The sequence below is a fragment of the Mesorhizobium sp. WSM1343 genome, assembly GCF_055901535.1.
In genome coordinates, this window is the sequence record NZ_CM148370.1 from 428126 (window position 1) to 448710 (window position 20585).

The 20585-nt window shown below is 63.0% G+C and carries 20 protein-coding genes and 1 riboswitch; of the genes, 14 read left to right on the top strand and 6 right to left on the bottom strand.

What is annotated here, in order from left to right:
- Positions 1-158: 158 nt before the first annotated feature.
- The 5 genes from AC0NIL_RS01940 to AC0NIL_RS01960 all read left to right on the top strand — a co-directional run bounded on the left by AC0NIL_RS01940 (position 159) and on the right by AC0NIL_RS01960 (position 5513).
- Positions 159-1748, top strand: a complete 1590-nt coding sequence (locus AC0NIL_RS01940) for an ABC transporter substrate-binding protein (RefSeq protein ID WP_024501943.1) — start codon at positions 159-161, stop codon at positions 1746-1748.
- A gap of 97 nt (positions 1749-1845) precedes the next feature.
- Positions 1846-2685, top strand: coding sequence for an alkaline phosphatase family protein (locus AC0NIL_RS01945; protein ID WP_084015589.1), 840 nt, complete (start codon positions 1846-1848; stop codon positions 2683-2685).
- 170 nt (positions 2686-2855) lie between these two features.
- Complete coding sequence (locus AC0NIL_RS01950; RefSeq protein WP_027163789.1) at positions 2856-3422, top strand: sigma-70 family RNA polymerase sigma factor; 567 nt, start codon at positions 2856-2858, stop codon at positions 3420-3422.
- A complete protein-coding gene (locus AC0NIL_RS01955; RefSeq protein WP_082826721.1) occupies positions 3419-4087 on the top strand; it encodes an anti-sigma factor in 669 nt (222 codons plus the stop codon). Before AC0NIL_RS01950 ends, AC0NIL_RS01955 begins: the two co-directional genes overlap by 4 nt.
- On the top strand, positions 4077-5513 hold the full coding sequence (locus tag AC0NIL_RS01960; RefSeq protein ID WP_224675059.1) for a S8 family serine peptidase: 1437 nt from the start codon (positions 4077-4079) through the stop codon (positions 5511-5513). The genes AC0NIL_RS01955 and AC0NIL_RS01960 overlap by 11 nt, the downstream gene beginning before the upstream one ends.
- On the opposite strand, the gene AC0NIL_RS01965 is transcribed toward AC0NIL_RS01960, so the two are convergent.
- Together AC0NIL_RS01965 and AC0NIL_RS01970 are read right to left on the bottom strand one after the other, a co-directional pair.
- Entirely contained in the window at positions 5510-6019 is a 510-nt protein-coding gene (locus AC0NIL_RS01965) for a hypothetical protein (protein WP_064992883.1), read from the bottom strand. The genes AC0NIL_RS01960 and AC0NIL_RS01965 overlap by 4 nt on opposite strands.
- A 22-nt stretch (positions 6020-6041) precedes the next feature.
- Complete coding sequence (locus tag AC0NIL_RS01970) at positions 6042-6860, bottom strand: class I SAM-dependent methyltransferase (RefSeq protein WP_024501949.1); 819 nt, start codon at positions 6858-6860, stop codon at positions 6042-6044.
- A 78-nt stretch (positions 6861-6938) separates the two neighbouring features.
- Between AC0NIL_RS01970 and AC0NIL_RS01975 the strand changes: the two genes are divergently transcribed.
- On the top strand, positions 6939-7847 hold the full coding sequence (locus AC0NIL_RS01975; RefSeq protein ID WP_063171028.1) for a LysR family transcriptional regulator: 909 nt from the start codon (positions 6939-6941) through the stop codon (positions 7845-7847).
- Positions 7848-7966: 119 nt separating this feature from the next.
- Here AC0NIL_RS01975 and AC0NIL_RS01980 read toward each other — a convergent pair whose 3' ends face one another.
- A complete protein-coding gene (locus AC0NIL_RS01980) occupies positions 7967-8989 on the bottom strand; it encodes a LacI family DNA-binding transcriptional regulator (protein ID WP_064993030.1) in 1023 nt (340 codons plus the stop codon).
- A 361-nt stretch (positions 8990-9350) separates the two neighbouring features.
- On the opposite strand from AC0NIL_RS01980, the gene AC0NIL_RS01985 reads away from it, so the two are divergent.
- The 5 genes from AC0NIL_RS01985 (at position 9351) to AC0NIL_RS02005 (ending at position 15910) form a co-directional block, all read left to right on the top strand.
- Positions 9351-10706 (top strand): ABC transporter substrate-binding protein, encoded by a 1356-nt coding sequence (locus tag AC0NIL_RS01985; RefSeq protein WP_064992882.1) that lies wholly within the window; start codon positions 9351-9353, stop codon positions 10704-10706.
- Positions 10707-10934: 228 nt separating this feature from the next.
- The gene (locus tag AC0NIL_RS01990) at positions 10935-11948 is read left to right on the top strand and encodes a carbohydrate ABC transporter permease (RefSeq protein ID WP_024501951.1); all 1014 of its coding nucleotides are present in this window, start codon (positions 10935-10937) and stop codon (positions 11946-11948) included.
- A gap of 1 nt (position 11949) precedes the next feature.
- The gene (locus tag AC0NIL_RS01995) at positions 11950-13104 is read left to right on the top strand and encodes a carbohydrate ABC transporter permease (RefSeq protein WP_063171027.1); all 1155 of its coding nucleotides are present in this window, start codon (positions 11950-11952) and stop codon (positions 13102-13104) included.
- Between the two features lie 4 nt (positions 13105-13108).
- Complete coding sequence (bglA, locus tag AC0NIL_RS02000) at positions 13109-14773, top strand: beta-galactosidase BglA (protein ID WP_063169812.1); 1665 nt, start codon at positions 13109-13111, stop codon at positions 14771-14773.
- Positions 14774-14797: 24 nt separating this feature from the next.
- Positions 14798-15910, top strand: a complete 1113-nt coding sequence (locus tag AC0NIL_RS02005) for an ABC transporter ATP-binding protein (RefSeq protein WP_013528265.1) — start codon at positions 14798-14800, stop codon at positions 15908-15910.
- A 79-nt stretch (positions 15911-15989) separates the two neighbouring features.
- Here the strand turns inward: AC0NIL_RS02005 and AC0NIL_RS02010 are convergent, their stop codons facing one another.
- The 3 genes from AC0NIL_RS02010 to AC0NIL_RS02020 all read right to left on the bottom strand — a co-directional run bounded on the left by AC0NIL_RS02010 (position 15990) and on the right by AC0NIL_RS02020 (position 16782).
- Positions 15990-16235 carry a DUF680 domain-containing protein gene (locus tag AC0NIL_RS02010; RefSeq protein WP_473541049.1) on the bottom strand — a complete coding sequence of 82 codons (246 nt, stop codon included), beginning with the start codon at positions 16233-16235 and terminating at the stop codon, positions 15990-15992.
- 69 nt (positions 16236-16304) lie between these two features.
- On the bottom strand, positions 16305-16505 hold the full coding sequence (locus AC0NIL_RS02015) for a DUF680 domain-containing protein (protein ID WP_013528267.1): 201 nt from the start codon (positions 16503-16505) through the stop codon (positions 16305-16307).
- A gap of 79 nt (positions 16506-16584) precedes the next feature.
- Complete coding sequence (locus AC0NIL_RS02020) at positions 16585-16782, bottom strand: DUF680 domain-containing protein (RefSeq protein ID WP_013528268.1); 198 nt, start codon at positions 16780-16782, stop codon at positions 16585-16587.
- A 509-nt stretch (positions 16783-17291) separates the two neighbouring features.
- A riboswitch (cobalamin riboswitch) is annotated at positions 17292-17493 on the top strand.
- A gap of 115 nt (positions 17494-17608) precedes the next feature.
- Here AC0NIL_RS02020 and AC0NIL_RS02025 point away from each other — a divergent pair.
- From AC0NIL_RS02025 to AC0NIL_RS02035, 3 genes are all read left to right on the top strand, one after another.
- Positions 17609-18856, top strand: a complete 1248-nt coding sequence (locus AC0NIL_RS02025) for an aromatic ring-hydroxylating oxygenase subunit alpha (RefSeq protein ID WP_473572797.1) — start codon at positions 17609-17611, stop codon at positions 18854-18856.
- A 25-nt stretch (positions 18857-18881) separates the two neighbouring features.
- Positions 18882-19982: an FAD-binding oxidoreductase gene (locus tag AC0NIL_RS02030; protein ID WP_013528270.1), complete on the top strand. Its 1101-nt coding sequence runs from the start codon at positions 18882-18884 to the stop codon at positions 19980-19982.
- 169 nt (positions 19983-20151) lie between these two features.
- Positions 20152-20583, top strand: a complete 432-nt coding sequence (locus AC0NIL_RS02035) for a PqqD family protein (protein WP_013528271.1) — start codon at positions 20152-20154, stop codon at positions 20581-20583.
- Positions 20584-20585: the final 2 nt, after the last annotated feature.

Below are 20585 nucleotides of genomic sequence, written 5' to 3' on the forward strand. Positions count from 1 at the left end.
TACTGCCGGAAGAAAAAGGCAGGCGCTTCCCCTGGAAATTGTGTCAGACCAAGCTGCCACATAGGGGCGTCAGCGACCGTCATCCGGATGCAACACTAGAGCGCCACACGTCCTTCGGGACGAGCGCCGCTCGCACGACTTTTAAACAGGGGTAGGACATGAAAACTGAACTCGATTATCTCGCCGAACTCGCCGGTCACGGCCGGATATCGCGCCGTGCCTTTCTTGGGCGCGCCGCCGCGCTCGGCGTATCGGCGGCCATGATGCCGGCGCTGGCCGGCAAGGCATTTGCCCAGACGGCGGTGAAGGGCGGTATCATCAAGGCTGGCCTGCAGGGCGGGGAATCCACCAACAGCCTCGATCCGGCGCTGAATCTCAGCCAGGTAACCTTCAGCTTCGGCAAGCTTTGGGGCGAGTATCTTGTGCGCCTCACACCGGACAACAAGCTGGTCAACCTGATTGCCGAAGAGATTGGCGCCTCAGCCGACGCCAAGACATGGACGATCAAGATCCGCGATGGCATCGAGTTCCACAATGGCAAGACGGTCGGCGCGGAGGACGTTGCCGCCACCATCGAGCGCCATGCGGACGAGAAGTCCAAGTCCGGAGCACTCGGCATCCTCAAGAACATCAAGGGCGTCAAGGCGAGCGGCAAGGAAGTCATCGTCACGCTCGGCGACGCCGATGCCGACTTCCCTTATCTGATGGCCGACTACCATCTCGTCATCCAGCCGAATGGCGGCAAGGACGATCCGAATGCCGGCATCAGCGCCGGACCCTACAAGGTTAGCGTCAACCAGCCAGGCGTGCGCCATGGCGGCGAGCGTTTCGCCAATTACTGGCTTGGCGACAAGGCCGGCCACGCCGACCAGGTCGAGATCATCGTCATCAATGATGCGACCGCACGGCTTGCAGCCTTGCAAGGCGGCCAGGTGCACATGATCAACCGCGTCGAACCCAAGGTCGTCGATCTGGTCAAGCGCATCGCGGGCGTTTCCATCGAGAATGTCTCGGGCAAGGGCTACTATCCGTTCAACATGTTCTGCGACACCGCACCTTTCGACAGCAATGATCTGCGCATGGCGCTGAAGCTAGCCATGGACCGCGACGAGATGCTGGAAAAGATCCTGCGCGGCTATGGCTCGGTGGGTAACGACTTCCCGATCAACGAGGCCTATCCGCTGTTTTCCGCCGATATCGAACAGCGCAAGTTCGATCCGGACAAGGCGGCGGCAGCCTACAAGAAATCAGGCCACAGCGGCTCGATCGTGCTGCGCACCTCGGACGTCGCCTTCCCGGGCGCCGTCGATGCCGCACAGCTCTATCAGCAGTCCTGCGCCAAAGCCGGCATCAAGATCGAGATCAAGCGCGAACCCGGCGACGGCTACTGGTCGGAGGTCTGGAACAAGCAGCCCTTCTCGCTCTCCTACTGGGGCGGACGCGCCACGCAGGACCAGATGTATTCCACCGGCTATGTCTCGACCGCCGACTGGAACGACACGCGCTTCAAGCGGCCGGAATTCGACAAGATGCTGTTTACCGCGCGCGGCGAGCTCGACCAGGCCAAGCGCCAGGCGATCTACCACGATATGGCAGTGATGATGCGTGACGAAGGTGGGCTGATCGTGCCCTTCTTCAATCAGTTCATCGACGCGGCCGCCACCAACAAGATCGGCGGCTATGCCAAGAGCCCTATCGGCGAAATGATGGACGGCTACGCGCTTGCCGAGTGCTGGCTCAACGCTTGAGCAGACTCTGATCGTCCGATTTCATCTATCAGAACGCCGTGTGCCCGGGACGGCACACGGCGTTCCCGTTTCAACCGCCAACCGCATGGAGCAGCCCGTGGCGCTCAAATCCAAGCTTCTGCTGATCATCCTCGATGGCGTGCCTTACCGGAACTGGCGCCGGCTGATGGGCAATCTCGAAGGCTGGGTGCAATCGGGCGAGGCGCGCGTCTGGAAGATGCGCTCGGTGCTGCCGTCGACCTCGGCCTGCTGCTATGCCTCGATCCACACCGGGGTTTCGCCGCAGGTGCACGGGATTCTCTCCAATGAGAACCGTTTCCGCGTCGAGCAGCCCGATATCTTCTCCGAGGTCAGCAAGGCAGGCGGCAAGACGGGGGCGGTGACCCATTCCTACTGGTCGGAATTCTTCCGCGCCTACCCGTTCGACCTGGTCGAGGGCATGGAATTCGACGAGCCAGGCGGGCCGATCACGCATGGCCGCTTCCACACCATGACCGGTTACAATCTCCGCAACCAGATGACGCCGAGCGATGTCGACCTGTTCGCGACGCTGACCATGCTGACGAAACGCCATGGCATTGACTACGGCATCCTGCACACCTGCACGCTGGATTCGATGGGACACCGCTTCGGCCACGACTGCCACGAGATGGACCATGCCGTCTATGCGATGGACGGCATGCTGGCCGCCTTCCTGCCGCGCTGGATCGAAGCCGGCTATGAGGTGATCGTGACCGCCGACCACGGCCAGACCGATCGTGGCCATCACGGCGGCCATGACGACGAGATGCAGGATTTCGCGCTGTATTATTTTGGACAAGGCAAAGGGCCGGATGCGGACACACTACTCGACCAGCTGCAGCTGGCGCCGACGGTGCTGAGCCGACTGGGTGTTCCCGTGCCCGCGACGATGAAGGCGAAGTCTTTCTTGGAGTGAGAAGCGGTCCGCGAAGCTCTTCCCTTCTGCCCTTGTGGGAGAAGGAAGAGGCGCACCTCTGGCAACCTCCGCGCTCTTCGGTTAGCCTCCGCAAAATTCCTTGGCGGAGGATGAACCTTTTTGGGCCGATCAGCGACAGAGCAGACAGGAGCCAGGCGGCTCGACCGGCCATGACGGCAGCGACGGAGACCGATCGCGCGCTCGTCGACCGGGTCGCGAAGGGCGACCGAGCCGCCGTGCGGCTCCTGTTCATGCGTCACCACGCGCGGGTCTACCGCTTCGTGGCGCGCCAGACGGGATCGGAAATGATGGCCGACGATATCGCCAACGAAGTCTTCCTCGAGTTGTGGCGCCAGGCGCCCGGCTTCGAAGGGCGTTCCGAAGTCTCGACATGGCTGCTCGGCATTGCCCGTTTCAAGGCGCTGTCCTTTCTGCGCAAGAAGAAGGAAGACTGGATCGACGACGAGGCCGCCGCCGCGGTGCCCGACGGCGCCGACACGCCGGAAGTCGTCACCATGAAGGAAGACAAGGCGGCCGCCCTGCGGCGCTTCGTCGACGCCTTGCCGGAAGAGCATCGCGTCGTCATCGATCTTGCCTATTATCACGGGCAGTCGGTGAGCGAGATCAGCGAGGTGCTCGACATTCCGGTCGCCACCGTCAAGACCCGGATGTTCTACGCCCGCAAGAAACTCGGCGAGGCTCTCAAGGCCGCCGGTTACGACAGGGGGTGGCCATGAGCGCCGCTGAAAAGATGTCGCGCCGCGACGAAATGGAAACGCTGCTGCCGTTCTACCTGAACGGCTCGCTGGAAGGTTCCGACCTGGAAGCGGTCGAGGAATGGCTGGCCAGCGATCCGGCCGCACTTGCCGCCCTTGGCGAAGCTGAAGCCGAATTCTCCGGCGCCACGGCCGCCAACGAAGCAATCCGGCCGCCGGCCGATGCGCTCAGCCGCTTTGCCAAGGCACTCGACGCCGAGGCCGGGCCTGCGCGCAAGCCGGCAGGATCGTCCTGGCTGGCGCAGGCCTGGGGCCGCTTCATGGCGGTGCCGGTCGGCGTCGCCTGGGCGGCAGCCGCGGTTCTGCTGGCGCTGGTCATGGTGCAGTCGTTTGTCGAACCCGGCGGAAAGGGCAATGATTTCGAGATTGCCGGCGCGCAAGACGATCTGGCGAAAATGCCGTACGCCCTGGTCAAGTTCAAGCCGGATGCGAAGATGTCGGACATTTCCGCCTTCCTCGGCAGCAACGGGCTGAAGATCGTCGGCGGACCGACCGCCGACGGCGTGTTCCGGCTTGGCATCCCGGCTGCCAACGCAGCCGACTACACCAGGCAAATCGGCCTTGTTGCCGCCCAGGCTTTCACGGAGACTGTGATCGAGGGAAGGAAACCGGTTGATGGCGGCTGAGGCGGTCATTCGATTTGCGGCAATGCTTGCGGCGGCGATGACAATCGTCGCCGTGCCCGCGTCGGCGCAGACCAACGATCCCAATCCCGACCAGACGAAAATCGACTGCCGCGACGGGACCAATGCGGCAGGCGCCGACTGCGCCAAGGATGGCAGCGACACAGAGGGCGGATCGGATGCGGCGCAATCCGGCGCGGTGTTCCTGCCGGCCCTGATCGTCGACCTGTTTCCCAACCCGGCGGCGCCCCCGACCCCTGTGCCGACGCCACGGCCCGAACCGGCGACGCCGCCGGCCGATACTCAAGCCGGCCCCCCGCCCGGTGGCCCGATCGTCTCGCCGACCGATCTCATTGCCGTTCAGCCGCCGCGCGCGGTGGTTGGCGATTTCGTGCCCGACGAGGTGCTGGTGACCGTCGACGGCGATGCCGGCGCTGTCCAGCAGATCGCCGCCTCCTTCGGCCTGCAGGTGCGCTCGCAGCGCCAGTCGCGCCTGCTTGGCACCACACTGGTGCGCTTCGGCATTCCCGACGGCCGGCCCGTCGGCGTCGTGCTGGCGCAACTGGCCGCCGACGGCCGCACCCAGCGGCGCGAGCCCAATCACGTCTATTCGCTGCAGCAGGCCGCCGGCATCGTCAACTATGCGTTCGACCGCATTGCACTCGATTCCAAGCAGGCCAGCGGAGAAAACGTCCGCATCGCGGTGATCGACACCGGCATCGACGACACCAACCCGGCGCTCTCGGGCGTCATTGCCGGGCAGTTCGACGCCATGCCCGACGTGCCGATCGAAAAGCGCGATCACGGCACGTCGATCGACGGGCTGATCGCCGGCGTCGGCGCGCTGGAAGGCATGGCACCGGGCGCAAAAATCTATCACGCCCGCGCCTTCGAGGGCGGCAAGTCGACCATGGACGTCATCCTGTCGGCGCTCGACTGGGCGGCGGAACAGGACGTGCGCATCATCAATATGAGCTTTGTCGGGCCGAAGAACGATTTGCTCGGCGTCGCCTGCCGCAATGCCCGCGCGCTCGGCATGGTGCTGGTCGCCGCAGCCGGTAACAACGGGCCGAAGGCGCCCTATGGCTATCCGGCCGCCTTCGATGGTGTCATCGCGGTGACCGCCACCGATGCCAAGGACGGGCTGATGCCGCAGGCCAATCGCGGCGCCTATGTCTTCATCTCGGCACCCGGCGTCGAGATGGTGGCGCCGAGCGGCGCCGGCTCGGATGTGGTCACAGGCACCTCGTTTGCCGCGGCGATCGTGAGCGGCGCCATCGCCAATCTCATCCATGCCGCGCCCGATCGCTCGGCCGACGACATCGAAAAGGCGCTCGCGGCAACGGCCAGGGATCTCGGCCCCAAGGGACGCGACAATGATTTCGGCTACGGCCTGCTGGACATCAAGGCGGCGGCGGCAAAGGACTAGTCTGCGACAGTCCAAGCCGCGGCTTGCGGAGGACGCACCAGAAAATAGAACGCGACGATGTGCGTGATCATCAGCAGCGGCACGTAGATGATCGGGATCGCGTAGGTGGCGCCCAGTTCGCCCGCACGCTGGGGGAGGCCGACCTGGATGGCGTGGTAATAGTCTACGATCAGATCAACCGCCCCGACCAGATTGAAGGCGACGACGAGCGCCCAGAAGAGCCGAGGTATCCTTGCCGTGAGCAGCGCCAGCATGGCCAGCACTCCTGTTGCAAGGTCGCCGTAGGCAGCAAACACGGCAAAGCCGGCAGGCAAATCGGGGCTGACGACACCCGGAACGAGGAAGACCAGCCCGAAGAAGCGGAAGCTGTGCAGAGTGGCAACAGCGCGCTGCGCCGCGACCCGGTCCATCGACCTGAGCCACGGCAAACCGTATAAACCGAAGCAAAGCAGCCACGCGACATAGCCCAGAACAAGATGGATTTGGAACACGATCTCGGTTGACATCTGGCCTCCCTCGGCAACTGGTTCATGCGGCCTCGAACACTGCGGTCAGGATACCGAGCCGACCTTGCATAAGATTTCGTCCGAGGTTGGCCGCAAGCTCAGCGAAGTCCGGTCCCATCACCACGCCGAGATTGGGCGAAGGCGGCGGCCCCGACGCGCGCAACTGTGCGAACCACGCCTTGGCGGCGTCGGTGTCGTCTTGCCATGCCAGCATGCGGAAGCTGGCCGGTTCGATCGCCTCGCGCGTCGCACCGGCTGTTAGGAGAAAGCTCGTCGCCGGCGTTCTCGCCCAGGGAAGCGGATAGTGCGGCTCGCCTCCAGACAACACGACGTCGTATGTGGCAAACCTGCCGCCTGGCTTCAGCACGCGCCGAATCTCGCTGTAGAGCAGCGTCCGGTCAGAGATGTTCATCGCCACGTGCTGCAACAGCACCGCGTCGAAACGGCCATCGTCGAATGGGAGCTCCAATGCGCTGGCGGTCTGGAACGACAGCTGCCCGCTCTGTCCCGTGCGCTCGGTCAGATAGCGCGCGGCATCCACGAAAGGCTCGCTGAGATCCACGCCAGTAACCCGGCAGCCATAGGTCGCAGCCAGAAAGCGCGCCGGCCCACCGACGCCCGAGCCGACGTCCAGTATCGACATGCCGGCAGCGATCCCCGCCAATTGGGCAAGCTCGGCGGTGGCAGCTAGCCCACGGGTGTGAAACTGGTCGAGAACGCCCAATTGTTGGGGCGTGAGGAGCTGGTCCTCCGGGCCGAGGGCAGCCAACACCGTCTTCAGCCGCTCGGTCAGGCCCGTCGCGCGATAATGGTCGCGTACCCCTTCAAGTTCATCGGTCATCGCATGATGTCTCCTAGGTTCAGCTCATACCTAGGCCCACTTCCATAATTCGACTACCCGGCGTAATAACAACAACCTATGAAGCAGAACTACACAGTCCGACATGGTGCGCTGGAGGGCATCGAGGCGTTCCTGGCTGTCGCCAGGCACCGCAACTTCCGCCGCGCCGCAGCGCAACTCGGCGTGACACCGTCCGCCGTGAGCCAGGCGGTGCGCGCGCTGGAGGCACGCATGGGTGCGGCGCTGTTCGTCCGCACGACACGGAGCGTCGGCTTGACCGAGCCTGGCCAGCGGTTCCTCGATCGTGCCGGCCCTGCTTTCGAAGAACTCGTCGCGGCCGGCGAGGCCGTGCGTGACATCGGCCAACGGCCGACCGGTCTGCTGCGCCTGTCCGTGCCCCGCGCTGTCGTGCCGTTGATCCTGGAGCCGATGATCGCGTCGTTCTGCCGGGCTTACCCCGAGATCGAACTGGAGATCGCCGCGAGCGACGAGATGGTCGATCTCGCGGCCGGCGGGTTCGATGCCGGCATCCGTCTCGGCCAGTTCATTGCGGTCGACATGGTCGCGGTGCGGCTAACCCCATCGTTTTCGTTCGTGGTCGTCGGCAGCCCTGACTATCTCAAACGCCACGGCCGCCCCGAACGCGTCGACGATCTGCGCAACCACGCCTGCCTGCGCTTGCGCCGTTCGAATGGCGCCATAGCGCCCTGGGCTTTCGTCGACGGCAACGAGGCGATCGAGGCGATGCTCTCAGGCCCGCTGATAGCGCACGATTATCCGACATTGCTCGGGGCCGCGATGCGGGGCGTCGGGCTGGCGCAGACGCCTCGACCAATCGCTGAAGCTCCGATAGCCGAAGGTAAACTGGAACCGGTGCTGGACGGCATCGCCGCCACGACGCCGGGCGTCTTCCTGTATCATCCCGGCAAGCGCCAAGTCCTGCCGAAGCTGCGCGCCTTCATCGACCACCTCAAATCCGCGGCGTGAGATATCGGAATCCGGCCCCCTTGCGGTGGTCTCCCTACTGCCGGCGTCGGGCGAGATTGATGCGGCGTGAGTGTCGCGTCTCAACTCGATCCCGCAGAGCACATGGATTTGATCTCCAGCTACGCCGGCGCACCGGCGACTGACCCTCTCACCACCAGGTCGACCGGCCAGACCTCGCCTCGCGCGCCCTCCTCCAGTCCTGAAATCCGTGCCGCCAGCCGCTCGGCGACACGGGCGCCGGCGAGACGGATCGATGAACGCGTCGTCGACAGCGGCACCGAGAAATTCTCCGGTCTCAGCCAGGGGAAGACATCGTCATGGGCGATCAGCGAGACGTCGCCCGGAATGCTCAAGCCGAGGTCGCGCACCGCACGCACGACGCCCAGCGCCATGATCAGGCTGGAGCAGGCGATCGCCGTCGGCGCATCGTCCCCTTCCAGCAAACGCCTGGTGGCGCGATAGCCGTTCTCCTCGGTCATATCGACCGAGCAGACATGGCGTTCGCTCAATGTCAGTCCGCTCGCGGCGAGTGCCCGGCGCACGCCGCGTTCGCGATGGATGGCGAAGGTCTCGCGGTCGTCACCGTTGATCAGCGCCAGCCGCCGATGACCGAGCTGGATCAGCAGCCTGGCCGCTTCGTGGAAGGCGCCCTCATTGTCGATGTCGGTGAAGGCATAGTCGAAATCGAAGCCCTCACTGCGGCCATGGACGATGAAGGGAATGCCGAGCGTGTTGACCAGCGCCACGCGCCGGTCAGCGGGCCTTGGAGAGGAGATATAAACAGCGTCGACCTGCCGGTTGGCGACGATGCGCCGGTAGGTCGTCTCCTGGTCGTCGGCGTCGGCCGGCGACAGCACAAGGTCGAGCTCGTGCGAGCGAGCATAGTCGCCAAGGCCGGACAGGAACTCGACGAAATGCGGATCGATGTCGACGGACGCACCGGTCGGCAGGACATAGCCGATCATGCCGGTCTTGCCGGTCGCCAGCCGGCGCGCGCTCGGGTTGGGCCGATAGCCATGGCGCTTGGCGGCATCCATGACACGCCTGCGCGTCTCCTCGTTGACCTCGGGATAGCCGTTCAGCGCGCGGCTTACCGTGGTTTGCGAAAGTGCCAGCATGTGGGCGAGCTGCTTGAGGTTCACGAAAGTCTCCATTCCCTCAAAGCGCTTTTAAATTGAATCGACCCAAGTGCCATCGGGGCCGAGCCATACGAAGCCCAACCATAGACGCGGTTTGGGCATGTTTGAAACAAAAATTGCTGCTGCACTGCCATAATAGCGTGCTGCGACGCACTTTTAGGGCGCAAATGCGCGAACCTAAATCGATTGATTCGCCAGCCTCTTGACTTCCCCGCGATTCAATGGCGTGATCGAAAAAGCCAAAGCGCTTTGGAAGACTCTTCGAAAGGTTGCGGTTCCTTTCCGACTGAGTCACAGTCCTGCGGCGTCGGCGGGCGGAATGGAGGTTCCGTCCGGTGTGTGAGACCCACTGGGAGGAATACCGATGAAGAAAATGCTTTTGCTGGGTGCTGCGTTTGCCACGTTCGCCCTGAACGCGCCCGCGCAGGCCGAACTGAAGTTCAAGCCCGGCGAAGACAAGCGCTTCAACTGGGCGAACTACGAAGAGCTCAAGAAAGTCGACCTCAAGGGTGAGACGCTGTCGATCTTCGGACCGTGGCGCGGCGAGGACGAAGGCCTGGTGCGCGGCGTTCTCGACTATTTCTCGGAAGCCACCGGCGTCGAGATCAAATACTCCTCCTCGGAGAATTACGAGCAGCAGATCGTCATCGACACGCAGGCCGGCAGCCCGCCCAACATCGCCGTGCTGCCGCAGCCGGGCCTCATCCAGGACCTGGCGTCGAAGGGCCTTTTGACGCCGCTCGGTGACGACACCGCCAAATGGGTCAAGGACAATTACGGCGCCGGCCAGTCATGGGTCGATCTCGGCACCTTCAAGGACAAGGACGGCAAGCCGGGCTTCTTCGCCTTCCCTTACAAGGCCGACGTGAAGTCGCTGGTCTGGTACTCGCCGGATAATTTCGAGGAAGCCGGCTACAAGGTGCCGAAGACCCAGGAAGAACTCGCCGATCTCGAAAAGAAGATCATCGCCGATGGCGGCAAGCCGTGGTGCATCGGCCTCGGCTCCGGCGGTGCCACCGGCTGGCCGGCAACCGACTGGGTCGAAGACCTGATGCTGCGCACCCAGCCTCCGGAGGTCTACGACAAATGGGTGAAGAACGAGATCCCGTTCAACGATCCGGCGGTGGTCAGTGCCATCGACATTTTCGGCAAGATCGCGACCGACGACAAGATGGTCGACGGCGGCGCCAAGGCGGTTGCGGCGACCGACTTCCGCGACAGCCCGAAGGGCCTCTTTTCGGTGCCGCCGAAATGCTACCTGCACCACCAGGCATCGTTCATTCCGACCTTCTTCCCGGAAGGCACCAAGGTCGGCCAGGACGCGGACTTCTTCTACTTCCCGCCCTATGCCGCCAAGCCTGAACTGGGCACGCCCGTGCTCGGCGCCGGTACGCTGGCGATGATCACCAAGGACAGCAAGAGTGCGCGCGCGTTCATCGAATTCCTGAAGATGCCGCTCGCCCACGAGATCTGGATGGCCGAGGGCGGCTTCGTGACGCCGCTCAAGTCGGTCAACAAGGATGCCTATGCCAGCGACGCGCTGAAGAAGCAGGGCGAAATCCTCGCCAATGCCTCGACTTTCCGCTTCGACGGTTCCGACCTGATGCCGGGCAAGATCGGCGCCGGCGCCTTCTGGACCGGCATGATCGACCTGGTCGGCGGCAAGTCGGCGCAGGACGTCGCCACCGACATCCAGAAGAGCTGGGACGCCATCAAGTAGACGGCTGGCACGTAGACGACCAACCATTCTCGCACTGGATCCGGACCGTACCGGCCCGGATCCGACGGCGGCCCGTGCCGCAGCCTTTCGTCATGAGCGCATTGACATGAAGCGCGATCGGCAATGTGCGCAAGCCGCCGATGACGCGCTCCAAACAACTGAATCGGCGCCTGGTCCCCGTCACCAAGGTCATTCCTTGTCGGGTCATGCGCAGGGGGAGAGGGACCCATGGCGGCTCAGATTTTCTCGGCCATATTCGTCATCATCGTCGGCGTCGGCGGTTGCGTCGCCTATTTCTGGGGCGCCAACAAACTGGTCGACCTGATATTCCCATCACGCGGCGTCGCCGGTGCCGCGGCCATCGACAATCTACGCCGGCAAGGGTTGGTCCGCCCATGGCTGTTCGTCGGCCCGGCGATGATCATCCTCACCATCTACCTGATCTATCCGGTGGTCGAGACGCTGCGGCTGTCGTTCCTCGATCGCGGCGGCATCAATTTCGTCGGCCTGGCGAACTATGAATGGGCGTTCGGCGACCGCGAGTTCCGCAACTCGATCCTCAACAACATCGTCTGGCTGGCGGTGGTGCCGGCCGCCTGCACCTTCCTCGGGCTGATCATCGCCGTGCTTACGGACAAGATCTGGTGGGGCACGATCGCCAAGAGCCTGATCTTCCTGCCGCTGGCGATCTCCTTCGTCGGCGCCAGCGTGATCTGGAAATTCATCTACGAGTATCGCGGCGAGGGCCAGACGCAGATCGGCATCCTCAACGCCATCATCCAGCATTTCGGCGGCCAGCCGCAGGTCTGGATATCACTGCCGTTCTGGAACAATTTCTTCCTGATGATCATCCTGATCTGGATCCAGACCGGCTTTGCCATGGTCATCCTGTCTTCCGCCCTGCGCGGCATCCCCGAGGAAACGCTGGAAGCCGCCGTCATCGACGGCGCCAATCCGTTCCAGATCTTCTGGAAGATCATGGTGCCGCAGATCTGGGGCACCATCGCCGTGGTCTGGACCACGATCACCATTCTGGTGCTCAAAGTATTCGACATCGTGCTGACCATGACCAACGGCCAGTGGAACAGCCAGGTGCTGGCCAATCTGATGTTCGACTGGATGTTCCGCGGCGGCGGCGATTTCGGCCGCGGCGCCACCATCGCCATCATCATCATGATTGCGGTCATTCCGATCATGGTCTGGAACATCCGCCAGGCGAACAAAGAGACGGGAGGACATTGAGATGGCAGTCGCGACCGGAAATTCCTTCGCCAGCCGCTTTGGCGTCCACATCGCCGTGCTCATCTTCGTCGCCATCTGGACCATACCGACCCTCGGCATCCTGGTTTCATCGCTGCGCGACAAGAACCAGATCATCGCCTCGGGCTGGTGGAACTCGTTCGCCAGTTCCACCCAGACCGAAGCCGGCCGGCTGCCGCCCGCCTCGGCGCAAGTCGAGAAGGACGGCAAGTTCGTGCTCGAGGGCAATATCTTCGGCGACGGCGCCAAGCGCGACATCAGCGCCTTCGGGGTCAAATCGGCGGCACCGACGCAGTATCCCGCCGGCACCACAGCCGATCTCGGCGACGGCGTGACCTTGCAGCTCAATGCCGACGGCAGCTTCGTCATGCAGTCCCCGAAAGCGTTCGAAGGCGATCGCGGCCAGCGCGTCTATTATGCTTCGTCGGCGCCGCCGAAATTCACCACCGATAATTACAAAACCGTGCTGTTCTCCGAAGGCATCGGACGGTCTTTCATGAATTCCCTGACCGTCACCATTCCGGCGACCGTCATCCCGATCCTGATCGCCGCCTTTGCCGCTTATGCGCTGGCCTGGATGCGGTTTCCCGGCCGGGCGCTGCTGATCGCGGTCATCATCGGCTTGCTGGTGGTGCCGTTGCAGATGTCGCTGATCCCGCTGTTGAAACTCTACAACGGCGTCGGCGCTTTCTTCGGCATGCCGTCGAAGACCTATCTCGGCATCTGGCTGGCGCATACCGGCTTCGGCCTGCCCTTCGCCATCTACCTGCTGCGCAGCTACATTGCCGGCCTGCCGCGCGAAATCATGGAATCGGCGCGCATCGACGGCGCCAGCGATTTCGAGATCTTCGTCAAGATCGTCTTGCCGCTGTCGTTTCCGGTGCTGGCTTCGTTTGCCATCTTCCAGTTCCTGTGGGTATGGAACGATCTGCTGGTGGCGATGGTTTTCCTCGGCACAGAGGCAGACCAGATCGTGCTGACCGCCAAGCTCAACGCGCTGTTGGGCTCACGCGGCGGCGACTGGGAGATTCTGACGACATCGGCTTTCGTGACCATCATCGTGCCGCTGATCGTGTTCTTCTCGCTGCAGCGCTATTTTGTCCGCGGGCTGCTTGCCGGCTCGGTGAAAGGAGGCTGAGACGATGCAATCCGCTTTGAAGGCCAGCTCGAAGCCTGACCTCGCCATCGATCGCGACTGGTGGCGGGGCGCGGTGATCTACCAGATTTATCCGCGCAGCTACCAGGACTCGAACGGCGACGGCATCGGTGACCTTAAGGGCATCATCGGGCGGCTACCCTACATCGCGGCACTCGGTGCGGACGCCATCTGGATTTCGCCATTCTTCAAGTCGCCGATGAAGGATTTCGGCTATGACGTGTCGGATTACTGCGACGTCGATCCGATGTTCGGCACGCTGGCCGACTTCGACGCGCTGACCGCCGAGGCACACAGGCTGGGCTTGAAGGTGATGATCGACGAGGTGCTGTCGCACACCGCCGACAACCACCCGTGGTTCAAGGAAAGCCGGTCGAGCCGCAGCAACCCGAAGGCCGACTGGTACGTCTGGGCAGACGCCAGGCCGGACGGCACGCCGCCCAACAACTGGCTGTCGATCTTCGGCGGCTCGGCCTGGCAATGGGACACCAGCCGCCAGCAATATTACATGCACAATTTTCTGGCCGAGCAGCCCGACCTCAACTTCCACAACCACGAAGTCCAGGACGCGTTGCTCGACGTCACCCGCTTCTGGCTGGAGCGCGGCGTCGATGGTTTCCGGCTCGACACCATCAATTTCTACTTCCACAGCCAGGGCTTGGAAAACAACCCGCCGCTGCCGCCGGAAGAGCGCAACGACCAGACCGCGCCGGCGGTCAACCCCTACAACTACCAGGACCATCTCTACGACAAGAGCCGGCCCGAGAACCTCGGCTTCCTCGAACGGTTCCGTGCCCTGCTCGATGAATATCCGGCAACGGCAGCGGTCGGCGAGGTCGGCGATTCGCAGCGTGGGCTTGAAGTGGTGGCCGCCTACACCGCCGGCGGCAAGCGCGTGCACATGTGCTACTCCTTCGATTTCCTGGCGCCGGAAAAGATCAGCGCGGGCAAGGTCCGCTCGGTGCTGGAATCCTTCGGCAAGGTCGCCAGCGATGGCTGGTCGTGCTGGGCCTTCTCCAACCACGATGTAATGCGCCCGGCCTCGCGCTGGGCCGCCAATGAGCCCGACCCGACCGCCTACCTCAAGGTCATCTCGGCGCTGCTGATGTCCTTGCGCGGTTCGGTCTGCATCTATCAGGGTGAGGAACTTGGGCTCGGCGAGGCCGACCTTCGGTTCGAGGATTTGCAGGATCCCTACGGCATCCGCTTCTGGCCTGAATTCAAGGGCCGCGACGGCTGCCGCACACCGATGGTGTGGGACGGCGGCGCCAAGAATGGCGGCTTCTCCCAGGCAAAACCCTGGCTGCCGGTGCCGGCCAAGCATTTGGCGCAAGCGGTCAATGTCCAGCAGGGCGACGAGGCTTCGCTGCTCGAGCACTACCGGCGCTTTCTCAGCTTCCGGCGTGCCCATCCGGCGCTGGCCAAGGGCGACATCACCTTCATCGAAAGTGAGGGAGATACCGTGGCCTTCACGCGCCGCGCAGGCAACGAGCAGATCGTCTGCGTCTTCAATCTGGGAGCCGGGCGGGCCAAGGTTGACCTTGGCGGCCGATCGCTGCAACCTCTGCCCGGGCACGGATTTTCGGGGCAGGCGAGCAGCGGTTCCATCGAGCTTGGCGGCTACGGCGCCTGGTTCGGGCGTCTCGACTGAATTTCCAATCACTGGAGGAAACCAATGGCCGATGTCACGCTAAGACAAGTGAAGAAGTCCTACGGCAATCTGAACATTCTCCACGGCATCGACCTCGATATTAAGTCGGGCGAGTTCATCGTCTTCGTCGGCCCGTCGGGCTGCGGCAAGTCGACATTGCTGAGGTCGATCGCCGGGCTCGAGGAAATCACCTCCGGCGAACTCAGAATAGCCGGCGAAGTGGTGAACGACGTGCCGCCGTCGAAGCGGGGCATCGCCATGGTGTTCCAGTCCTACGCGCTGTACCCGCACATGACCGTCTACGACAACATGGCGTTCTCGATGAAGATCGGCAAAGAGAACAAGGCCGAGATCGACCGCCGCGTGCGCCAGGCCGCCGAGATCCTGCAGCTGACCAAATATCTCGACCGCCTGCCCAAGGCGATGTCGGGTGGCCAGCGCCAGCGCGTCGCCATCGGCCGCGCCATCGTGCGCAATCCGAAGGTGTTCCTGTTCGACGAGCCGCTTTCGAACCTCGACGCCGCGCTGCGCGTCGCCACCCGCATCGAGATCGCCAAGCTCAAGGAATCGATGCCCAACACGACCATGATCTACGTTACCCACGACCAGGTCGAGGCGATGACGCTGGCCGACCGCATCGTGGTGCTCAAGGACGGCCATATCGAGCAGGTCGGCACGCCGATGGACCTCTACAAGAAGCCCGGCAATCTGTTCGTTGCCCAGTTCATCGGCTCGCCGGCCATGAACATCCTGCCGGCGACCATCGAAAAGACCGGAAACCCGACCGTCGTCAGCCATGTCGGCGGACGCAAGGCGACCGTGCCGATTGCGACGCCGGCTTCGGCAAAGGGCGCCGCGGTGAGCTTTGGCGTGCGGCCGGAGGACCTGATCATCGCCAGCGGCGCGGACTATCTGTTCGAGGGGACGGTCGACTATGTCGAGCAACTCGGCGAGGTGCAGCTTGTCTATGTCGACATCGGCCGCGCCGATCTGCCGCTGGTGACCAAGCTGCCCGGCAATGTCGAGGTCAAGCGCGGCTCGACATTGCGGCTGAGCGCCAATGGCGAGGACCTGCATATCTTCGACGCGGATGGACGTTCTTTCGCGTTGCATGAAGTGGAAGCAAAGGCGGCTTAACCGCAATTACCGTGTCAGGCACAAAAAAGAGCGGCGGGCCGGGCCCGCCGCTCTTTGACTTGGAGATCGACTTCGGTTGTTAGTTGTTGCCGAAGAGGTTGCGGTCGGCACCTTGCGGAGCAGACTTCTGGGTGGTGTCACCCGACGAGTTCAGCAGCTTGTAGACCGGCGAGCCGGTGTTGCGTACCGAAGAGGTGCGCGTGCTGTCGACCGAAGTCGTGGCGGCAGGCTGATTGGCACCATTGGAGCCAAAGTTGTCGCTGCCGGCGAAGGCACTGCCGTTGATGGCCAGAACGGCGGCGGCAGCAATAAGGATCTTGTTCATTTTAGTCTCCTGAATTCTGGATTTCGCCAGGACGGCAGACACAGCTGCCGTCGGTTGCGAAATTGGTTGTTAGCGACCGAAGAGGTTACGGTCGCTGCCCTGAGCGGGCGTCTGGGCAGCCGGTTCCGAGGTCTTGGTGGAAGCCGTGTACGACTGGTCCACAGCGGCGGCAGGCTGGTTCGGGCCGTTCGAACCGTAGTTGTCGCTGCCCGCGAAAGCGCTGCCGGTGATGGCCAGAACGGCGGCGGCAGCAATGAGGATCTTGTTCATCTTGAATACTCCTGAATGTCTGAATTTCGCCAGGGCGGCGGGCGAGCCCGCCGTCGACCGGGAAACTGGGAATCGGCTGTTAGTTGTTGCCGAAGAGGTTGCGGTCAGCACCCTGGGCAGGCGCCTGAGCAGCCGGTTCCGACTTCTTGGTCGAAGCGGTGTACGAGCTGTCGACAGCAGTGGCTGCCGCGGCGTTGGAACCGTAGTGGTCGCTACCAGCGAAGGCGCTGCCGGAAATGGCCAGAAGGGCTGCGGCAGTGAGAATGATCTTTTTCATTTTTGGTACTCCAGTATCGTCTTTTTTCCGTCCGTCTAGCGGCGTGTCTTGGAAATGAAATCGCGTCGTTCGGACAGCCCCGATGTGGGAGGGCAAGGTCGTCTTTTCCAATCACGAAGTTGTTCCGTGTGGACCATGAATCCACACCTTGAAATTGTGCCAATGGAATCTAAGGATGCATTTTTCTTCTTCATATCAGTGCGTTAGCTGTAGCCACCTGATGGATCACCGACTGTTTCAGAGGCCCAGCGTTCACACCGTCCTGCACGCACCGTCAACAGAAACGAACCGTTCGGTTCGATTTTAGGGCGAGCTAATAGTCACTTTTCGAAACCATTAACCTTTTTGACCCCCGCGAAGGGTCGGATTCGGGAAGATCGCAGCCGGCAAATGGCCGCCCGGGAGGTGGGATCTCGGCCCGCGACGATCTGCAGTATCGTTTCGCATGCCGTGTCGCGCCGCATGGATACGATGTCGTTTTCATGCCGACGGCGCGCCCGCGATCGTGGTTAGATCATACCATCTCAGGTGCCGCTTCGTGACGACGAGGCGGAGAATTGGGAAGCCGGTCAGAATCCGGCGCTGCCCCCGCAACGGTGGTGGAGTTCAAGTCGCAACGGGAGACCACTGGGCAACCGCCTGGGAAGGTGTCGCGATGGTCCGCAAGGACAACTCCAGAGCCCGGAAACCAGCCCGAGATTTTTAGACTCGACTGATCGCGGTGGGCGGTCAAGAGGTGGATAGCGCATGTCCGGCACACAGCCGGCCTGCGTTTCAATCCTTCCTCCGTCACCACCAGTTCAGTCCTTAGGAACGAGGACAGGACATGGATATCCGCAACGACATGCTGAGGCTCCTGAAGGGGCGCCGGCAAGGCTTTTCGCTGGAGCAGCCCTTCTACACCGATCCGGACTACTTCAAGCTCGACATGGAGCTGATCTGGTATCGCGACTGGCTGTTCATCGGCCATGATTGCGAACTGCCGAAGCCGGGCAGCTACATCACCGTGCAGGTCGGCGATTATCCGGTCGTCCTTGTCCGCGACCAGCACGGCAAGATCAACGCCTTCCACAATTCCTGCCGCCATCGCGGCAGCCGCGTGTGCAACACGGAGAAGGGTACCGCGGCAAAGCTCGTCTGCCCGTATCATCAGTGGACCTACGAGCTGGACGGCCGCCTGCTGTTTGCCCGCCAGATGGCCGACGGTTTCGACAAGAGTGATTTCGGCCTGAAGCCGGTCGCTTGCGAGAGCGTCGGCGGCTACATCTTCATCTGCCTGGCCAAGGAACCGGCAGATTTCGCGCCGATGCGGGCGATGATCGAACCCTATCTTTTGCCGCACCGGCTGCGTGAAGCAAAGATCGCCTTCGAGAGCACGATCGTCGAGAAGGGCAACTGGAAGCTGGTCTGGGAAAACAACCGCGAGTGCTACCACTGCGCCGCCAATCATCCCGAGTTGTGCAAGACCTTCCCCGAGGCTCCAACCATAACCGGCGTCCATGGCGCCGACAGCGACCCTGAAATGGTCGCACACTGGGCCAAATGCGAGGCATCAGGCTTGCCGAGCAAATTCCGCATCGATCCGGCAGGGCAGTACCGCGCCACCCGCGCGCCGCTGCTGCGCGATGCCGTCAGCTACACCATGACGGGAAAACGGGCGGTCCAGAAGAACTTGTCCGACAGCGTTTCAACCGACCGCATCGGCTCCTTGCTGCTCTATCACTATCCGACGACCTGGAACCATATCCTCGGCGACCACGCCGTTACCTTCCGCGTGCTGCCGATCAGTGCCACGGAAACCGCGGTGACAACGAAATGGCTCGTCCACAAGGATGCGGTCGAAGGCGTCGACTACGACCTCGCTGAGCTCACCCATGTCTGGACCGAGACCAACGACCAGGACCGCCGCATCGTCGAGGAAAACGCCTTCGGCATCCTGTCGCCGGCCTATGAACCAGGCCCCTATTCGGAGCTGCATGAGGGCGGCGTGATCCAGTTCGTCGAGTGGTACGCGTCGTTCATCGGGCCGCGCCTTGCCGAAGGCGGCCGGCCGGCCCTGCGCAGCGTCGCCTAGCCCAGGGGATAGGAGGATGAATGCGATGACGGACCTTGGCCTCTATCGCCATCTCGACCAGATGACGCCCTGGAACGACAGGCTGCAGGTGCTGGAAGTGATCGGCGTCAGCGACGAAGCGCCTGACGTGAAGACCTTCACCTTCCGCTCCGACAACCAGACCTGGTTTCGCTACAAACCGGGGCAGTTCGTGACTCTGGAATTGCCGACATCGGACGGGCCGCTGATGCGCACCTACACGCTGTCGTCCTCGCCGTCGCGGCCGTTCTCGATCGCGGTGACGGTCAAGGCGCAGGCGGGCAGCACCGGTACGCGCTGGATGTTCGACCATCTGACGCCCGGTTCGCACGTCAAGGCCTATGGGCCGACCGGCGACTTCTCGCTGCACAGCCACCCGGCCGCCAAATACCTGTTCATTTCGGCCGGTTCCGGCGTGACGCCGATGATGTCGATGCTGCGCTGGCTGAACGACTGCGCGCCATGGACCGATGTCGGCTTCGTCAACTGCGCGCGCCGCCCGGAAGAGATCATTTTCCGCAAGGAGCTCGAACTGCTCGGCAGCCGCATGCCTGGGCTGTCGCTCGGCTTCATGATCGAGGAGCGGTCGAGCCGCGAGGGCTGGTTCGGCCATATGGGCCGCATCGACGCGATCCGGCTGCCATTGCTGGCGCCCGATTTCCGCGAGCGCGAGATTTTCTGCTGCGGCCCCGATCCTTTCATGCGCGCCGTGCGCGGCATGCTGGACGCAGCCGGCTTCGACATGGCGAAATACCATCAGGAAAGCTTTGCCGCGCCTGCCGTGGAGGAGATCCCGGCGCCGTTCTCGCCGCCGGCGGAAGACGGCGCCGCTGCCACCGTGGAGGCCGTGACACCGATCCGGTTCTCGCATTCCGATGTCGATGCCGAATGCGTCGCCGGCCAGACGGTGCTGCAGACGGCACGCGCCTCGGGGGTGCGGATTCCCGCCGCCTGCGAGTTCGGCCTGTGCGGCACCTGCAAGGTGAGGAAGGTCGCGGGCGACGTCGAGATGAGCCACAATGGCGGCATCCTCGATCACGAAATCGAGGACGGCTTTATCCTCGCCTGTTGCTCGAAGCCGCTTTCGGCGCTTGAAATCGAGGCGTGACCGGCAGGCACGGTCAGAGACTGTCCATGCCCGCGCGGCCTGCAGCTGCGCTCGCCCGGGCCTAAGCCATCTTGCCAAAAACCCTGCAAATGGTTAGACGCCTGCAACGGTGGGGTTGACCGTAGGGCCCGAAGATCATCTCCGCGGCCTGCTTCGGCGGGGAGCAAACATGCGACAATCCGGCGTATATGCCATTGCCAGCAAGGATATCGTCTTTGAATCCTTCGATGGCGAAGCCGTCGTTCTCGACCTGACCACCGGTAAATATTTCGGCTTCTCTGATTCAGGCAGCAGGCTTTGGGATGCACTGTCGTCCGGCGTGCCTGCCTCCGAACTGGTCGGCGCCGCGACCGGAATTGGCGCCCTCGATGCCGCCGCGATTGACGGCTTTGTTTCACAATTGCTCGAATTCGGTTTGCTGGCGGCCGCAACCGATGGCGTGGCAAGACCGGTTCCCAGCGAATTGCTGGCTCAGCTCGCCGCTGCCGGCGAGCCCCTCAAGGTCGACATCCATGACGACCTTGCCGACCTCATTGTCGTCGATCCCATCCACGAGGTCGAGGAGCCCCTCGGCTGGCCCGCGGTGAAGCAGGCCAACTGAGG

Excerpts from the sequence above, each read along its gene's own strand:
- bglA (WP_063169812.1), top strand. The coding sequence starts at position 13,109 with ATGCAATCCGCTTTGAAGGCCAGCTCGAAGCCTGACCTCGCCATCGAT.
- AC0NIL_RS01955 (WP_082826721.1), top strand. The coding sequence starts at position 3,419 with ATGAGCGCCGCTGAAAAGATGTCGCGCCGCGACGAAATGGAAACGCTG.
- AC0NIL_RS01960 (WP_224675059.1), top strand. The coding sequence starts at position 4,077 with ATGGCGGCTGAGGCGGTCATTCGATTTGCGGCAATGCTTGCGGCGGCG.
- AC0NIL_RS02035 (WP_013528271.1), top strand. The coding sequence starts at position 20,152 with ATGCGACAATCCGGCGTATATGCCATTGCCAGCAAGGATATCGTCTTT.
- AC0NIL_RS02005 (WP_013528265.1), top strand. The coding sequence starts at position 14,798 with ATGGCCGATGTCACGCTAAGACAAGTGAAGAAGTCCTACGGCAATCTG.
- AC0NIL_RS01965 (WP_064992883.1), bottom strand. The coding sequence starts at position 6,019 with ATGTCAACCGAGATCGTGTTCCAAATCCATCTTGTTCTGGGCTATGTC.
- AC0NIL_RS01995 (WP_063171027.1), top strand. The coding sequence starts at position 11,950 with ATGGCAGTCGCGACCGGAAATTCCTTCGCCAGCCGCTTTGGCGTCCAC.
- AC0NIL_RS01975 (WP_063171028.1), top strand. The coding sequence starts at position 6,939 with ATGAAGCAGAACTACACAGTCCGACATGGTGCGCTGGAGGGCATCGAG.
- AC0NIL_RS02015 (WP_013528267.1), bottom strand. The coding sequence starts at position 16,505 with ATGAACAAGATCCTCATTGCTGCCGCCGCCGTTCTGGCCATCACCGGC.
- AC0NIL_RS01950 (WP_027163789.1), top strand. The coding sequence starts at position 2,856 with ATGACGGCAGCGACGGAGACCGATCGCGCGCTCGTCGACCGGGTCGCG.
- AC0NIL_RS02020 (WP_013528268.1), bottom strand. The coding sequence starts at position 16,782 with ATGAAAAAGATCATTCTCACTGCCGCAGCCCTTCTGGCCATTTCCGGC.
- AC0NIL_RS01940 (WP_024501943.1), top strand. The coding sequence starts at position 159 with ATGAAAACTGAACTCGATTATCTCGCCGAACTCGCCGGTCACGGCCGG.
- AC0NIL_RS01970 (WP_024501949.1), bottom strand. The coding sequence starts at position 6,860 with ATGACCGATGAACTTGAAGGGGTACGCGACCATTATCGCGCGACGGGC.
- AC0NIL_RS01985 (WP_064992882.1), top strand. The coding sequence starts at position 9,351 with ATGAAGAAAATGCTTTTGCTGGGTGCTGCGTTTGCCACGTTCGCCCTG.
- AC0NIL_RS02025 (WP_473572797.1), top strand. The coding sequence starts at position 17,609 with ATGGATATCCGCAACGACATGCTGAGGCTCCTGAAGGGGCGCCGGCAA.
- AC0NIL_RS02010 (WP_473541049.1), bottom strand. The coding sequence starts at position 16,235 with ATGAACAAGATCCTTATTGCTGCCGCCGCCGTTCTGGCCATCAACGGC.
- AC0NIL_RS02030 (WP_013528270.1), top strand. The coding sequence starts at position 18,882 with ATGACGGACCTTGGCCTCTATCGCCATCTCGACCAGATGACGCCCTGG.
- AC0NIL_RS01990 (WP_024501951.1), top strand. The coding sequence starts at position 10,935 with ATGGCGGCTCAGATTTTCTCGGCCATATTCGTCATCATCGTCGGCGTC.